The organism is Pseudoalteromonas sp. AOP31-A2-14, assembly GCF_052378035.1.
GTDB lineage: Bacteria > Pseudomonadota > Gammaproteobacteria > Enterobacterales > Alteromonadaceae > Pseudoalteromonas.
Genome location: NZ_JBQSXI010000001.1, coordinates 319,936 through 337,101, shown reverse-complemented (window position 1 = coordinate 337,101; position 17,166 = coordinate 319,936). Strand labels below are relative to the sequence as shown.

13 protein-coding genes are annotated in these 17,166 nt (G+C 40.4%); 2 read left to right on the top strand and 11 right to left on the bottom strand.

Translation table 11 applies throughout. The annotated features are described in order from the left end of the window. Positions 1-427 precede the first annotated feature (427 nt). The gene (locus tag ACT3S9_RS01530) at positions 428-652 is read left to right on the top strand and encodes a hypothetical protein (RefSeq protein ID WP_441833939.1); all 225 of its coding nucleotides are present in this window, start codon (positions 428-430) and stop codon (positions 650-652) included. Positions 653-682: 30 nt separating this feature from the next. On the opposite strand, the gene ACT3S9_RS01525 is transcribed toward ACT3S9_RS01530, so the two are convergent. The 7 genes from ACT3S9_RS01525 to ACT3S9_RS01495 form a co-directional block, all read right to left on the bottom strand. Then, positions 683-1,591 (bottom strand): hydrogen peroxide-inducible genes activator, encoded by a 909-nt coding sequence (locus ACT3S9_RS01525; protein WP_441833938.1) that lies wholly within the window; start codon positions 1,589-1,591, stop codon positions 683-685. Positions 1,592-1,683: 92 nt separating this feature from the next. Continuing rightward, entirely contained in the window at positions 1,684-2,952 is a 1,269-nt protein-coding gene (locus ACT3S9_RS01520; RefSeq protein ID WP_441833937.1) for an inorganic phosphate transporter, read from the bottom strand. A 39-nt stretch (positions 2,953-2,991) separates the two neighbouring features. Continuing rightward, the gene (locus tag ACT3S9_RS01515; protein ID WP_441833936.1) at positions 2,992-3,669 is read right to left on the bottom strand and encodes a TIGR00153 family protein; all 678 of its coding nucleotides are present in this window, start codon (positions 3,667-3,669) and stop codon (positions 2,992-2,994) included. Positions 3,670-3,819: 150 nt separating this feature from the next. Then, positions 3,820-4,521 carry a phosphate signaling complex protein PhoU gene (gene phoU, locus ACT3S9_RS01510; protein ID WP_441996509.1) on the bottom strand — a complete coding sequence of 234 codons (702 nt, stop codon included), beginning with the start codon at positions 4,519-4,521 and terminating at the stop codon, positions 3,820-3,822. 42 nt (positions 4,522-4,563) lie between these two features. Next, on the bottom strand, positions 4,564-5,391 hold the full coding sequence (gene pstB, locus ACT3S9_RS01505) for a phosphate ABC transporter ATP-binding protein PstB (RefSeq protein ID WP_441833934.1): 828 nt from the start codon (positions 5,389-5,391) through the stop codon (positions 4,564-4,566). 29 nt (positions 5,392-5,420) lie between these two features. After that, positions 5,421-7,067, bottom strand: a complete 1,647-nt coding sequence (pstA, locus tag ACT3S9_RS01500; RefSeq protein WP_441996512.1) for a phosphate ABC transporter permease PstA — start codon at positions 7,065-7,067, stop codon at positions 5,421-5,423. 15 nt (positions 7,068-7,082) lie between these two features. Beyond that, positions 7,083-9,317, bottom strand: coding sequence for an ABC transporter permease subunit (locus tag ACT3S9_RS01495; protein WP_441833932.1), 2,235 nt, complete (start codon positions 9,315-9,317; stop codon positions 7,083-7,085). A gap of 417 nt (positions 9,318-9,734) precedes the next feature. Between ACT3S9_RS01495 and ACT3S9_RS01490 the strand changes: the two genes are divergently transcribed. After that, the gene (locus ACT3S9_RS01490; protein WP_441833931.1) at positions 9,735-10,244 is read left to right on the top strand and encodes a glycine cleavage system protein R; all 510 of its coding nucleotides are present in this window, start codon (positions 9,735-9,737) and stop codon (positions 10,242-10,244) included. 232 nt (positions 10,245-10,476) lie between these two features. Here the strand turns inward: ACT3S9_RS01490 and ACT3S9_RS01485 are convergent, their stop codons facing one another. From ACT3S9_RS01485 to ACT3S9_RS01470, 4 genes are all read right to left on the bottom strand, one after another. Further along, positions 10,477-10,932: a hypothetical protein gene (locus tag ACT3S9_RS01485; protein WP_441833930.1), complete on the bottom strand. Its 456-nt coding sequence runs from the start codon at positions 10,930-10,932 to the stop codon at positions 10,477-10,479. Positions 10,933-11,092: 160 nt separating this feature from the next. Continuing rightward, the gene (locus ACT3S9_RS01480; protein WP_444750666.1) at positions 11,093-14,224 is read right to left on the bottom strand and encodes an efflux RND transporter permease subunit; all 3,132 of its coding nucleotides are present in this window, start codon (positions 14,222-14,224) and stop codon (positions 11,093-11,095) included. A gap of 8 nt (positions 14,225-14,232) precedes the next feature. After that, positions 14,233-15,747, bottom strand: a complete 1,515-nt coding sequence (locus ACT3S9_RS01475; RefSeq protein WP_441996518.1) for an efflux RND transporter periplasmic adaptor subunit — start codon at positions 15,745-15,747, stop codon at positions 14,233-14,235. Further along, entirely contained in the window at positions 15,737-17,077 is a 1,341-nt protein-coding gene (locus ACT3S9_RS01470; RefSeq protein ID WP_441992854.1) for a TolC family protein, read from the bottom strand. Before ACT3S9_RS01470 ends, ACT3S9_RS01475 begins: the two co-directional genes overlap by 11 nt. Positions 17,078-17,166: the final 89 nt, after the last annotated feature.

The window sequence follows — 17,166 nt, the reverse complement described above, 5'->3', positions numbered from 1 at the left end:
CAATGCTCCGATTGATTTAGTGCTCGCCAAAGCAATAAATGACATTAGCTGCTCTGTTGATAAACGTTCTGTAGCTGAACATATTGAAAACAAATAAGTATTTTATTCACTCTAAGAAATTAGCGTCAATTATGGTCAAGGTTCCTTTATTTCTCGCACAATACACGTTAAAAAAAAGCAGCCACACTTGAAAGTATTTTGCAAAATAAAAGTTTTTACGAACAATCACCTAGCTAATTTAAGCCAATTTAGATTACTTTTTAGCAGGTTTACTCGATAATTTTACTTCCATCTGAATGGAACTCAACTATACTCATATATAACATGATGTCATGTACTTTAAGAGATAACTAAATATATTCATGACATCACCAATCATAACAAACATACTAAGTTATTGTTATTATCGGTATTTAAGGAGATAGTTATGCTACCACTAATTATATTATTACTGGCTGTAAATTTAGGGATTACTTTTCAATGCTATCGTTACGCACATATTAAAGGATATCCGGTAAGCATCTTTACTTGCTTAGGGTTGCTCCCCTATTTTAACCTTGTAGTGTGGATGTACTTATTATTTTTACCTGATATCACCCCATTTAACAAACAGTTTGAATATGATGATCATAACGAGCAGCAATCACTTTAGTAATATCATCTGGTTGCCATTAAAATGTTGCTATAAGCTACATTGCTGCGTTAAGAATTCTTCTAGTGCTTTACTAAACAACTTAAAATCGCGGATGCGCCCGGTGGTTTTACGCCACAAAATACCAATGTCTCGGTATGAGTCACCTTGTGATGGCGTGGCAAGCATATTTTTGTTTGCCAATATCCCTGCGTTAATTGCCATTTGCGGTAAAAACGTAACCCCCAGCTTGTGCTCAATCATGCTTAATAAGGTATGTAAGCTTGTAGCTTCAAATGGATTTATGCAGCTTGAGCGGTTTAGATGACATGCACTCAGGGCATGCCCCGTCATACAATGCTCGCGCTCGAGTAAAAACACGCTAGCGTCTGGTAAAAGATTAAAATCGACCACATCTTTAGCCGGTGTATAATCTTTATGATGCACTAAACTAAAGTGATCTTGCGCTAATATTTGAGTGTGAAACTTATCTGTTTCATACGGCAGTGCCAATAACGCCATATCAATATGACCATGCTCAAGCTTGTCTAATAAGTTGTCGCTGGTGTCTTCAACTAAAATTAATTCAAGATCCGTAAATGTTTGCAGGCAAAAGAGATACAAAGGCGCCGCGATAAAGCTTGCAATAGTTGGTATAACCCCTAAGGTTAATTTGCCACTTAAAGGGGTTAAAAAGCTTTTAGTAAGCTCTTTAAGGCTCATGGTGTCGTCAATAATTTTACGCGACTTTGCGACCACCTCTTCACCAATCGTAGTAAACATCAGACTACGGTTTTCTCGCTCAATAAGCTGGCACCCTAGTGTTTCTTCTAGGTTTTGAATAGCGCTACTTAAAGTTGATTGACCAATAAAGCAAGCTGTCGCTGCGCGGCCAAAATGCTGATGCTGATGAACTGCCAACAAATATTGCAATTGTTTAATGCTTGGTAAGTTATTCATATAGTTTTTATTACCCACAAATAAAAAGATCCCAACACCAAAGGCACTGAGATCTTTTCAAGCTAAAAGTCTTTAATACTCAAACCTAAGAGTTACACCCCAAAGGCAGTTCGTAGTATGTAGAAAATAACAATAGCAAGGGCAGCGCCAACTGGCAATGTAATTACCCAAGAAACTACAATATTTCTGATAACAGTCATATTCAGAGCTGCAATACCACGTGCCATACCCACACCTAATACTGCACCTACTAAGGTTTGCGTAGTCGAAATTGGCAACCCTGTACCTGAAGCTATAACAACCGTGGAGGCTGCGGCTAATTCAGCAGCAAAACCACGGCTTGGTGTTAAATGCGTAATGCCTTCACCAATGGTTTTAATTACTTTTTTACCTAAAATGGCAAGACCTGCAACAATACCAAAACCACCCAGTGGTAATATCCACCATGCGATAGCCGCTTTACTGGCTATTTCGCCATTGTTTTCAACAATATTTACTACTGCAGCAAGTGGACCAATGGCATTAGCAACATCGTTTGAACCATGAGCAAATGCCATACAACAAGCGGTCAGTACCATTAATACTGCAAATACTTTCTCAACATTGTTGAACTGCATTTTTTTATCTGCGCCGGGGTCAATTTGTAAGCGAGATATAGCAACTTTACCGATAATACCCACTATAACAGCAATACCAATAGCAATGGCATAGCCTTCAACAGCACCTAACTCAATACCAATATGCTTTAAGCCCTTTTTAATCGTCACTAACGACATAATAAAGCCCGCTAGCCCCATATAAACAGGCACAAAGCGCTTAGCATTATTAAGAGGAGCGTCAGTATCAAAAATAAGTTTTTGCGCACTCATAAATATAAGGTAAGCAATAAAGCCAGATATAGCCGGAGTAACTATCCAACTACCTAGAATACCCGCTACTTTATCCCACTGGATTGCTTCACTACCAACGGCAACGAGTGCAAAACCAATAATTGCACCAATAATCGAGTGTGTTGTTGATACCGGCCAACCTAGGAAAGAAGCTATAAGTAGCCAGCTACCTGCAGCAAATAATGCTGAGATCATTCCCAGCACCATAAGTTCTGGGAGCTCTAAAAAAGGAGTTGAATCAATAATACCTTTACGAATTGTCGATGTTACTTCGCCGCCAGCAAGGTATGCCCCTGCAAACTCAAAAATCATAGCAATAAAAATTGCTTGTTTAATTGTTAGTGCTTTAGAACCAACTGATGTGCCCATTGCATTGGCAACATCATTTGCGCCAATACCATAAGCCATAAAAAAGCCGACTGCTGCGGCAATTAAAATTAATACCGTGCCATAAGATGCAATGATATCCATTGTGTAACCTTAATCTTTCGTTATTGAACTGAGAGTAAATTAACGAGCTAACATCAGCTCAAGACGTGAACCTACGCGCTCTGCAATATCAGCAAGCTCGCCTACCCATTCGATAATCTTGTATAAAAACATCACATCGACTGGATTAATTTCACCTTCTACGGCCCGTAATTGGCGACGTATTTTGATTTGCATGTCATCCGTGTCTTGTTCTATTGCATCCAATTCAACTAACATTTTTTCGACTAAGGCCACTTCTCGACCTTTAAAACCTGTTTCTAGCAACTCATCTAGTTCGTTAATTGCATTTGAGGCTTGCTTAGTAGCATCAACACAACGAATAAGATAGGTTAAGAAATCAGCTTGAATTTCCTTCGGAAAGGTCATTTCACGACCAATAATACGTCCAGAAATATCTTTTGCTTTGTTAGCAATTTTATCTTGCTGAGTGACAAGCTCAAGTAGATCGGTACGCTCTACCGGCATGAATAAACCACGCGGTAATTGTAAGCGAATATCTCTTTTCATGTCGTCGGCTTCACGTTCTAGAGAGCGAATGTTTAAGCGAATTTCTTCGGCTTCGACCCATTCTTCTTTAAATACGTGATCGAAAAAAGGGATCAAAGCCTTACTGGCTTGATGAACCTTCTTGATGTGATCTTCCATTGGCTTGATAGGAGATTTTGCGAATACTCCTAAAAATGCATTTGTAGGCATAGCTGACCCTTAAATCAAATTTAGTATGCTGTGCAGGGTGAATTTTACAGTATTAATCACGATTGTGAACGCTTTTCTTACTCAACCTGACAGCTAAATATTAAAAGCAGTTATTAACTGCGTTTATAATAATTAAAAAAGCCTCATAAATTATAATGACTTTTCTATATCCTCTTGAGATGTATGACGAATATCTTTACCATTAACAAAATAAATAATGTATTCAGCAATGTTTTGACAACGGTCGCCAATACGCTCTAATGAACGTACAGACCACACTAAATCCATAATTTTAGGAATTGAGCGTGGGTCTTCCATCATGTAGGTCATAATTTGCCTAGTAATTGCTTCGTATTCACGGTCAACCTTGGCATCTTCTTTATGTACTTCAAATGCTTTTTTTACATCCATACGCGCAAACGCATCTAGTACATCATGCAGCATTTTGGATACTTGGCGTCCCATATTTTCAATATTAACCAATAGATCTTGCTGGTCTTTAGTAAAAGAGTCTAACGCCACTTTTGCAATACGTTCGGCTTCGTCGCCGATACGCTCTAAATCAGCAATGGTTTTAGCAATCGCAACAACCAATCGTAAATCACTTGCCGCAGGTTGGCGCCGAGCAATAATACGAGTGCACTCTTCGTCAATGTCCACCTCCATTGCGTTTACTTTATAGTCATTTTCACGTACTTTACGCGCAAGTGCCGCATCGCCTTTATTAACTGCATCAAGGGCGCTATTTAGCTGTAGCTCAACCAACCCTCCCATACTTAAGACATGATTTCGCACGTTCTCTAGCTCTTGATTAAAACGACCAGAAATATGTTTGCTTAAATTGTGCTCCATTGTTTACCTACTTATAAATATTTACACTGTTCCTCGCAGGCTTTAGCCGTAACGACCCGTAATATAATCTTCTGTTTTCTTTTTATTAGGTGTGGTAAATAAGGTGTTAGTATCTGCATATTCAATCAATTCCCCCATATACATAAAGGCCGTTTGATCAGAAACACGCGCCGCTTGTTGCATGTTATGCGTAACTATAACCACGGTAAATTTGCTTTTTAAATCGTTGATCAGCTCTTCAATTACCAATGTTGAAATAGGATCAAGTGCCGATGTTGGCTCATCAAGTAATAACACCTCAGGCTCTATAGCAATTGAGCGGGCAATAACTAAACGCTGCTGCTGACCACCCGATAAACCAAAAGCGCTATCGTGTAGCCTATCTTTTACTTCATCCCAAAGTGCCGCACCACGCAGTGATTGTTCAACCACTTCGTCAAGCTTGCGCTTGTCTTTAATACCTTGTAAACGTAGGCCATAAACCACATTCTCGTAGATTGATTTAGGAAATGGATTCGGACTTTGAAACACCATGCCCACGTTACGGCGTAAAGCCGCTACATCAACACTTTTGTCATAAATATTTTGCCCATGTAATAAAATTTCACCATCAATACGACAAATATCAACCAAGTCATTCATGCGATTAATACAGCGTAACAACGTTGATTTACCACAACCTGACGGCCCAATAAATGCGGTTACCTGACCTTTAGGTATTTTCATATTCACTGAGCTAAGCGCTTGCTTATCACCATAGTAAAGATCTAAGTCTTTGATCTCGAGTGTCGTTTGCTCTGCGCTTAAATTTTCTAAGTCCAACTTCAAACTCGTGTTTGATTGGGTTACTTTTGGAGCGACTTTAATCATCTTTATTACCTTAAAATCTTTACTAATTATTAATCAAGCGATTTAAATTTTTCACGCAAATGGTTACGTATGCCAATAGCGGTAATGTTCAGCGTTATAATCACTGATACCAATAAAAACGCAGTGGCATAAACTAGCGGTCGAGCCGCTTCGACATTCGGGCTTTGAAAGCCAACGTCGTATATATGAAAACCTAAGTGCATGAACTTTCTATCTAAATGAAAATACGGGAAGTTGCCATCAAGGGGTAAAGTCGGTGCCATTTTAACCACACCCACTAACATCAGTGGAGCTACTTCACCAGCGGCACGTGCCACCGCTAAGATTAAACCGGTCATAATAGCCGGGCTTGCCATTGGTACTACGATACGCCATAACGTTTCAGCTTTGGTCGCGCCTAGAGCCAGTGAACCTTGACGAACTGAACTTGGTATACGCGACAACCCTTCTTCGGTCGATACAATCACCACCGGTAAAGTTAAAATAGCTAACGTTAAAGCAGACCATAAAATCCCTGGAGTACCAAAGACTGGACTTGGTGATGCTTCTGGGTAAAACAATTGATCAAGACTGCCACCTAGTACATAAACAAAGAAGCCTAAGCCAAATACACCATACACAATCGACGGGACACCAGCTAAGTTAATCACTGCGATACGAATCATTTTTGTCACTGCATTTTTAGCAGCATATTCATGTAAATATATAGCGGCGACCACACCAAATGGAGTAACAATCACAGCCATTAACATCACCATAAATACAGTACCGAATATAGCCGGGAACACACCACCTTCAGTATTAGCTTCACGTGGGTCGTCTGCAACAAATTTACCCAACTGCACAAAGTAATGCCCTAGCTTACTTAAAAAGCTCATATCATTTGGAAACCAAACATCTAAGACCTGGTATAGTGGCAATGTAACCACTTCACCGCGCATATCTTGCACAGTTACTTGGTCACGCTTAGCTTGTTTACGAAGCGCAAATAATTGATCTTCCAGTACTGCGTATTCGCTGCGTAACTTTTCACGCTCTGCGGCAAGTTCAGCAACTCGTTCATCGGTTAGCTCATCATCAAGGGCATAAGCCTTTTCTTGCAGGCGTAAACGCTCCAACTCATAGTTAATATGGCCAATATCACCATTTTGTAAATCTAGCGCTTGCTCGTTCAGCTCAACAGCACGATCTACTAAGTCATATAAAGTATCAATGTTATTGTCGTTGAGCACCTTGCCATCTTGAATTACTTGCTCGACATAACCATAAAAATTACCATTTTTACTACGCTCAAAAACCGCAAGTGCCGTTGGCGTTGTTTTAGATTCGATATCCGTTTCAAGTATCCAGCGAAAATCAAGATCAACATATTCACGGTTACCAGTTTTAATAAGTAAGCGCTCTAACTCCTCTTTATCGTAATCAGATAAGTCTATACCGGTTGCTTCAATACGCGACTTTGGCACCATTTCTCGTTCATAAATTTCGCCAATAACAGTTTGTTGTGTTACCGAACCTTGCAGCTCAAACTGTACTACTTCTGACGGCCAAAAGAAGCTTAACCCTTTCCAGGCTATCATTGCTAATAAACCTAAAACTGAAATAAGACTGATACTAACTGCACCACCGGTCATCCATATCCAAGGAGAACCAGACTTAAACCATTGCTTTATCATGTCATGTTTCTCCGCTTACATTGAACTGTATTTATCACGCAGTTGCTGACGAACAAACTCAGCTACCGTGTTGAAAATAAAGGTGAATATAAATAATACAAAAGCCGCCAAAAATAGAATTCGATAATGTGAACTACCTACTTCTGACTCTGGCATTTCAACAGCGATATTTGCTGCCAACGTTCGCATACCTTGGAAAATACTCCAGTCCATAATTGGAGTATTACCAGTTGCCATTAATACAATCATGGTTTCACCTACAGCACGACCCAGCCCCATCATAATGGCCGAGAAAATCCCCGGACTTGCCGTTAATAACACTACGCGTACTAGTGTTTGCCACTGCGTTGCGCCAAGTGCGAGAGACCCATTCGATAAGTGCTTTGGCACACTAAAGACCGCATCTTCAGCAATCGAAAATATAGTTGGGATAACTGCAAAGCCCATCGCAATGCCTACAACCAATGAGTTACGTTGGTCAAAATTCATACCTAGTTCATTGGTTAAGTATTGACGAACATTACCATCAAACATCCAAAGCTCGATGGTTTCGCTCATAGCAAATGACAACCAACCAATAAATAACACCACCGGAATAAGTAAAATTGAATGTGAGCCATCGGGAATACGATGTAATATTTTAGTGGGTAACTTAGTCCAGACCAGCGCTGTTGCTAATACACCTAAAGGTAGCAAAATAAGTAACCCGACAATCGCGGGTAAATGCTCTTCTATTAATGGCGCCAACCAAAGACCCGCTAAAAACCCTAAAATAACGGTGGGTAATGCTTCCATTATTTCGACTGTCGGCTTAACTACTTTACGTAGTTTGCTCGACATAAAGTAAGCAGTATAAATAGCAGAGGAAAGCGCAATTGGTACCGCAAATAACATTGCATACATAGCTGCTTTTAAAGTACCAAACGAAATAGGCACTAATGAAAACTTCGATTCAAAGTCATCACTTGCCGACGTTGACTGCCAAATATAACCCGGCTCTGGATAACCTTCATACCAAACCTCTTGCCATAACGCGGACCACGTAACTTCAGGGTGTTCATTATGAATTTCCAGCACCGTAAGTTTGCCATCAGCCAGAATCAACGCAGCATTTGAGCGCGGTGCAATAGCAAAGTTTTGAATAGCGCCATCACTGACTTTACCTTGCCATAACTTTGCATCACTGGTGGTGTAATAAACACCTAGCTCACCATTAGAGCTAGTAGTAAAAAATGTACGACGATAGAACTCAGTAAAAATATTAAGCTTGGACTGTTTTGACGTTTCAAAAGCGCGAACTTTTTGATACTCGCGGCCATTATCGGTGTTCACTTCAAACCACTGCGAAACTTCGCCATTATCATTAGCGAGCATAAGTGAATTAGCGCCAGCAAGAAGCTGAGCCGAAACGATATTGGCGTTTTCTTCATTCGCTGAAAGCATTTGAATTAGCTCGACTTCTGAAGGGTAACGGGTATCGTAAACATAAACTTGATTAGCAGAGCGAACAAAGACACGGGTATTATTAGGGGATATTAATACTTCATCGACACGTCCATCAACAGCGAGTTCAGTCCGCTCAACCACCCAATCGACTTCGCCAGTAAACATGTTTTCTTCGGCAACAAAACTACTAAACAATAAACGCTCGTCAGCAGTCAATGCGACCACGGCGGTTTTATCTTCGTAGTGACTAAAAGCGAACTTTTTAATCGCTTTACCTTCTGGATCAACTTCAAGGGCTTTTTCACTAAGAGGATAACCTAAGCGAGGAGTCAATAAGCGTTCGTTATTAGGAAAGGTAACCTGAAATTTCGGTTTTACAATGACAACCGAACCATTTTCAAGACCATAAGCATATTGCCCCTGAAAAGCAGCACTACTGGCAAAACTGCTAACTTCAGCCGTCAGGTTAACAGGCAAAGTTTGTATTTTTTTACCGAATGAACCATCTTTAACGCTGTAAAAATCAACATGACCTTGTTGATTTAACAAGTACGCAATTTCAGTTTGTTCTTCAACACCAAGTCCAACTACTTGTTCAATATTACTAAGCATAACGCTGTTACGCTTTTCAATTTTTGCAGACTCAAAAATAGGCTGTACTACATAAAGTAGATAAAAGAATATTAACAGCAATGCTATTAATACCATTCCCCCACCGGCGGTAATGCCAAACTGGGCAAACCGGTCTTTAAATAAGCGGCTCTTATCCGTATTAAAAGTCGCTTTATTCGGATGAGAAGTCATCAACACACCTTTAGATCTTAACGTTATCGGCAGTATATTGCATCAAGATGACATTATTGTTACAGCCGTCATAATCTTCTACACCTAGCAGGTTACTGAAGTGGCCCACTTGGCTGAGTAAATATATAAAATTCATATAGTTAATAACTAAAAGAAATTAAGAAGGCACTTTTAACTAAGAACTTTTTTATTAGAAACAGAAGATTAGCTTAATGCGATGATATTCATACAACGACTAGATTGTTGTTACGGTAAACTTATCAGTAAAAAATTGGACAAATGTGCGAACTGAGTCAATACTCAACTCGGTCTGTATATCCATTAGTTTCTGATTAATTGGGTATGAAAATAACAACAATTATTCAATCATCTACGTCTTAGCATTTATTTTTAAGGCCTTTTTAAAGAGATTTTTATATGAAGCAATTAGTAATTACTATTTTAGGACTCGACCGCCAAGGGCTTGTCGAAGATATCTCATCGGCTATTTTAAACCATCATGGTAACTGGCTAACTAGTAACCTAAGTCATTTAGCTGGGCACTTTGCGGGGATTATCGAAGTTGCGGTGCCTGAGCAGCACTTACAGGAACTACAGGATGCATTGCATAGCCTAGAAAGCCTCGAGGTACGTATTGAAGCTGGTGACGATACCTTAACTGAAAATCAAGCTGAGGAGCTTAATTTTGTGATCACCGGTAATGACCGTCCAGGTATAGTACAAGAGCTTGCCAGCGTTATTCGTCATAAAGGCGCAACTATCACCCACTTAAGTTCAAAACAGCAAAGTGCTCCTAATTGGGGCTTACCTATTTTTAGTGCTGTAGCAACGGTTGAATTACCCAAAGGTATGAACAAAGAAGATGTTATTGCTGGACTTGAAGCCATTACCACCGATTTGATTGTAGACGTAGAAGAAAACAACTAGGCAGCTAGATATATAACGAAGTCTGTTGTAGCAGTGGCACGTTTATCATGCTAATTAATGTCACTTTATAATCCTTTATATTTATCTAAACCTGTATATCAGAATGAAATAAGTACCGGTTCAATTTGGAGTCACAATTTATACGCTAATAGTTTAAACGCTAAATAGCGCTAACAAGAACTGTATGCTCTTATTAGCGCCTTGGGTAATTATTAAACTTATCTATTGGCTATCACATATCCATATGACGGTTAGCGCTTTGCATCATCTGCTTTAAGCTTTGCTTTTCAAGCTCTAATAACTGCTCGAGCTTTTCTTTACCAGTTTCGGTTTCAGCTCGAGCAACCAAGTACTCGTATAAATTAACCACTTTTTTATGCTGACTTGTTAAGTAACGCTGAATCTCTTGCTCATCAGGGCGCGTGTCCTTATCCAAATCTGTAAAAGTAATTAAATCAGGATGTTCAGCGAAATACTCATAACAATAAGTATCTAACGTATTTATTTCGGTAATCACTTTAAATGCCGCTAAATCTTCTGCGAGCTTTTTTTCATACTCCACAAGATAGTCTGCGAGCATAGCGTCGTGCTCATTAAGCATGTCTTTTATGCTATAAAAATTGGCCGCCATTTGAGTATGAAATAGTACCGTCCAATCGTAAACTTCATTAATAGTTTTAACTTGCATGCGTATTCCTTACTTAAAAAAGCATTCGTACATTTATAAAGCGAAAATCGAGCCAAAATATAAACGCATAAAAACAACCACTTAAAAATAAATTTATCTTTCAATTAGCATAAGTTACACACTACGAGTAATTTTTATAGGCTCAGGCTAAGTTAGGCATTTAGTAAAACGACTTTGTTAAGCTCTGCTTGCGCCATAATAAATACACAGCAGGCAGAACGACTAAAGTAAGCACTATGGCGCTTAGCATGCCGCCAACCATGGGAGCTGCTATGCGGCTCATTATTTCACTGCCTGTTCCAGTACCATAAAGTACAGGTAGCAAACCAATAGTTATCGTGGCCACAGTCATCATTACTGGACGTACGCGCATGCCGGCGCCTTCAACAATAGCTTGCTTAAGCTCTATACAACTTAGGTTTTGGTCAGCCTCTGCGGCGGCTTTACACTTTTGTTTATAAGCTTGATTTAAGTACACCAGCATAATAACGCCAATTTCAACAGCTACGCCAGCAAGGGCAATAAACCCAACCCCCACTGCCACTGAAAAATTAAAGTTTTCAAAGTAAATTAGCCAGATACCACCAATCATTGCAAACGGTAAAGTTGCCATAATAATAGCGACTTCTACAGCGCTTCTAAAGCTGAGGTACAACAGTACAGTAATGATAGCTAAAGTAAGTGGTAATACGTAAGTGAGCTTTTCTTTGGCGCGCTCCATATACTCATATTGCCCCGCCCAAGTAATGGAATAACCAGTAGGCAGGTCTAACCCATCGTGTAGTATTTGTTGAGCATTTTGAATATAACTACCAATATCAGTATGCTCAATATCAATAAAACTCCAGCCATTTAAGCGAGCATTTTCGCTTTTTATTCCCGCCGGTCCATCTTCAATAAACACATCGGCGACATCAGCGAGGGCGATACGCTGTCCTAGTGGAGTAACAATTGGCAATAGCATTAGTTTTTCTGGTGAGTTTCGATAGTCTTGCGGGTAGCGTAAATTAATAGGGTAACGTTCTTGCCCTTCAATGGTTTGGCTGACATTAATACCACCAATCGCGGTTGATATAACCTGTTGAACATCAGTAATATTTAAGCCATAGCGGGCTGCTTTATCACGGTTAATATCAACCTTAATATAACGCCCACCAGCAACGCGTTCTGAGTAAATCGAGGCAGTACCGGGTACGTTTTTAAGTAACATTTCAATTTGTTGACCAATTTTTTGAATTTCACTTAATTTTGGTCCCGCAACTTTAATGCCCACTGGAGTTTTAATACCTGTTGCGAGCATATCAATTCGCGTTTTTATTGGCATTACCCACGCATTAGTTAAGCCCGGAAATTTAACTAAGCCATCCAGCTCTTTTTTCAATTTAGTGAGTGTCATACCTTCTCGCCACTCACTTTTAGGTTTAAGTTGAATAAAAGTTTCGATCATGGTCAGTGGTGCTGGATCTGTGGCGGTTTCAGCACGTCCAACCTTACCAAAGACAGTGAGCACCTCTGGCACCGTCGCAATCAATTTATCGGTTTGTTGCAGTATTTCTCGCGCTTTACCAATCGAAACTCCAGGATAAGTAGTCGGCATATACATTAAATCGCCCTCATCAAGCGGCGGAATAAACTCACTACCTATTTTATTAACCGGATAAAAACCTATTAACGTGACCAACAGAGCGACCAGCAAGGTAATTTTTGGAAACTTCAACACCATACTCAATAATGGTTTATAAGCGCCGATTAATAAGCGATTAACTGGGTTTTTATGCTCTGAAATCACTTTACCGCGAATAAAATAGCCCATTAATACTGGCACTAAAGTAATAGCAAGCCCTGCAGAGGCGGCCATAGCATAGGTTTTTGTATACGCCAGAGGTGAAAACATCCGCCCTTCTTGGGCCTGTAAAATAAATACCGGCATAAAACTTACAGTAATGATCAACAAACTGAAAAATAAAGCTGGGCCCACCTCGCTTGCAGCATCAGTAACAACTTGCCAGCGGTTTTCGTCGGTTAGTGGCGTTTTTTCCATGTGTTTGTGCATATTTTCAATCATCACAATAGCGCCATCGGTCATGGCCCCCATAGCAATGGCAATACCACCAAGCGACATAATATTGGCATTAATCCCTTGCCAATACATAATAATAAATGCAGTTAAAATACCCAGTGGCAAAGTAATAATAGCCACCAATGATGAGCGCACATGAAACAAAAACACCACACACACTAGCGCTACAACAACAAGCTCTTCAAGTAATTTACTGGTGAGGTTATCTACCGCATTTTTGATCAAATTTGAACGATCGTAAACGGAAACTATTTCAACGCCATCCGGTAAGCCTTTTTTTAGAGTCTCAAGCTTTTCTTTAACCCGTTTTATGGTTTTTTGCGCATTTTCGCCAAAGCGCATGACCACTACGCCACCAGTTACTTCGCCTTTGCCGTTAAGCTCGGCAATGCCGCGACGCATTTGTGGCCCAAGGCGAATATCAGCTACATCTCCCAGCTGCAGTGCAGTGCCATTGGCATTAACGCCCAGCGGTATCGCTTCTAAGTCAGCAATACTTTGAATATATCCTGTACTGGTAACCATATATTCAGCTTCAGCCATTTCGAGTACTGATGCGCCCATTTCTTGATTACCTTGCTTAATAGCCGTTTGAATTAAGCTCAGCGGTATACCATAAGCGCGCAGCTTATCTGGCTCAACGCTTACTTGATACTGCTTAACCATGCCGCCCACTGAGGCAACTTCTGATACTCCCGGTACGGTTTGTAATTCAAATTTTAAAAACCAATCTTGTAAGCTTCGTAGTTGACTAATATCGTGCTGACCGGTTTTATCCACCAACGCATATAAATAAACCCAGCCTACACCGGTTGCATCGGGGCCAAGCTCCGCACTAGCTGTTTGTGGTAAACGACTTGCCACTTGACCTAAATATTCTTGAACCCGGCTACGCGCCCAATATAAGTCAGTATCTTCGTCAAAAATGACATAGACGTACGAGTCACCAAAAAATGAAAAGCCACGCACTGTTTCAGCGCCCGGTACCGACAACATCGCAGTAGTGACTGGAAATGTGACTTGATCTTGCACTACTTGCGGGGCTTGCCCTGGATATGAGGTTTTTATAATGACTTGTACATCTGATAAGTCAGGCAAAGCATCAACGGGGGTATTTTTTACTGAAAAAATCCCACCACCAATCACTATGGCTGTAAGTAACAGTACAAAAAAGCGATTAGTAACAGACCAACGTATTACTGCAGCTATCATATTACCTCCTAGTGCGCATCATGCGGTTGCATGATCATTAAAGGGTTAATATCACTAATAACAAACTCGCTGTTTTGCAAACTAAAGGTAAAACTTACTTGCTGCGCTGCACTGAGGTTTTCTAAATCAATATTGCCAGCAAATACAAATTCCATGATGGCAGAATCGCGCTGCCATTTTGGTATAGCATCACGGTTAATGGTAGCTGTGCGCTGGGCTTTATTAATACTATTAATGGTGCCATTTACAGTGGCTGAGTTGGCCATTTTCATACTGCGACTATTACTTTTCATATCTGTCATTGCTTTATCTTTCATAGGAGCTTGCATGCGTTTAAAGTCGGAGCTTTTACTCGACTCAGAATCAATTAAAAATTGCGCAGAGATCACCACTTCATCATCATGTTTAAGACCAGCTAAAATAACAGTATTATTGCTATCACTGCGGCCAAGTTTTACTGCCACCGATTTAAAGCGCCCTTCGCCTAACGCCACTACAACTCTATTTTGACTCCCGGTGCGGATCACAGCTTCTCTAGGCACAATCATCTGCTTGGCATCAGATTTGGCATGAATAGTTACTTGAGCAAACATATTGGGCTTTAATTGGTGATCTTTATTAATAAACCGCAGCCTTACTCGTAGGGTACGGTTATTAGCATCAAGCGTCGGATAAATATAATCCACTTTCCCTTGCCAGCTTTGTCCGGCTAAGTAATCAAGACGCATAGTGACAGGTAAACCCACGCTAATAAGCTCGGCTTGGCGTTCAAATACTTCAGCTTCAACCCACACCTCATCCAACTTGCCAATACTCATCATCGATGTGTCAGGTTTAACATAAAAGCCTTCGCGTATATTGAGCTCTTCAACGACACCACTTTGACGTGCATAGAAAGTAATATTTTGCATAATGTTTTTATTACGTTGTAAACGCTCAATGAAGCCGTCTGATACATTCAATGATTTTAAGCGAGCTTTAGCGGCGCGAATAAGTACTGTGTTATTACGATTAACCGCTAACATAAACTCTTCTTGAGCACTCACTAATTGCGGAGAGTACAACGTATACAACGGCTCACCTTGCGCTACTTGCTCACCAGCAGCTTTAACAAATAACGTTTCTAACCAGCCTTCTACGCGCGGGTGAATATGCACAAGCTGATCTTGGTTATATTGCACATACCCCACAGTTTTCACTTCGCTTTGCAAAGCTTGTAGCTGCACCTTTGCAGTTCTAACACCTAAGTTATTAACCACGGCAGGGGAAATTGTGACGGCACCAGGGTCATTTTGTGCTGAGCTGCTACTTTTTTCATAAACTGGAATTAAATCCATTCCCATAGGAGACTGGCCTGGCTCATCACGACGATAATTACTGTCCATTGGCGCAACCCAGTAAAGCGGCTTTTTATCAGCGTGGTTTTCGCTCATAGGGGGTGTCGCATGCATAAAGTTAAGCATAAGACCAGCAAGCCCCGCACCGACTAAGGCTGCAATTAATAGTTTAATATTAGAGTTCATGGTTTTGCTCCGCTCTTTGCTCACGCATTACTGCAGCATCTTTACTACTGGCATAATAATTCAGGCGGGCAATAATAATTTGTTGATCAATATTGATATTTAACGCATCAATTTTAGCGTTTAGTTCGCTGATACGTGCACGCATAACCTCGGAAAATTCACCGTAATCACGGGTATACGCATTTAAAGTGACTTGTGTTTGCTCTGCCATTTGTGGCAGTAATGAAGTTTGATAAAGCGCGCCACGCTTTTTTAATCTAGCCAACTGACTAAACTCTTTAAAATACATACCTTTTAACTTTTGTAACGCAATTAATTTATCGGTCTTTACCGCCTCAGCACTAGCGATAGCAGCATTGACTTGCTGATCTTGACGCTTATCGGTAAACAGGGGCAAATCAATACTCACGCCAACAGAGAATAAATCAGCTCGGGAGTCGCCCATTTGGGTATCATCGCGATAGCCATAATCCATATTCACGTCAAATTGTGGCTTGTAACTTTGCTCAGCTAGTGTAATTTCGGTTTGCTTTGCAGATACCGTTTTATCAATCGCAACAATTGCCGGATGCGCCATTAATAGTGACATTAACTGTGAAAGATCAAGGTTTTCAAAATCAACAAGCGCTGCGATATCTTGACGCTTAGCACTGACAGGCTGCGTTAACATAGATATTGGAAGCCATTGCGTTAAGCGTTTTTTAGCACTTTCGAACTGCTGCTCAAGCACGATAAGTTTGTCTTCCAATCGGGTTAACTCTAATTGAACACGAATAATATCTTGCTGGCGAGTATTACCCACTGAGCTGGCATAACTTGATTCAGTAATATCAATAAGCTGAGTAAATAAGCTTTTATCTTGCTCAATTAACTTAATGCTTTGCTGAGCTCGAAAGGCATTTAGCCATGACTCAATCACAATCACTTTTACTTGAGCAACGCGATCGGCGCGTAGCCAGGAGTATTGCTGTGCTGATTGAGCTAATACTTGCTGCTGCAATTCTAGGCTATTGCCGCGGCTAAACTTCTGGCTAAGCCTTACTTTTAGCTGGGTCATGCCTTCTTGTTCTAAAGAAAAACCACCGGTAGGTAAGTTCATTAATCCCACGCTGAGTACAGGATCGGGTAAGGTGCCAGCAACTAGGCTTTGTGCAATGACGGCTGCTTGGCGATGCTTACTGGCGCTCAGCCAAGGCTCGTTACTGAGCGCATAGGTAAGCGCTTTGTCAAGGCTAAGCCCATTACTTTGTTTTTGATTACTATGTACGGAAATTGCAGTTCCAAGCATTAAAGCAAAGAAACTGACTTTTACTGCGCTGAAGTGATTCATCACTTACTCCACTAAAATTAAAAAATGATTAATTCAGAGGCAGAAAAGAAGTGTTAAATCGATATATTATAAATTTTGAACACACCTAT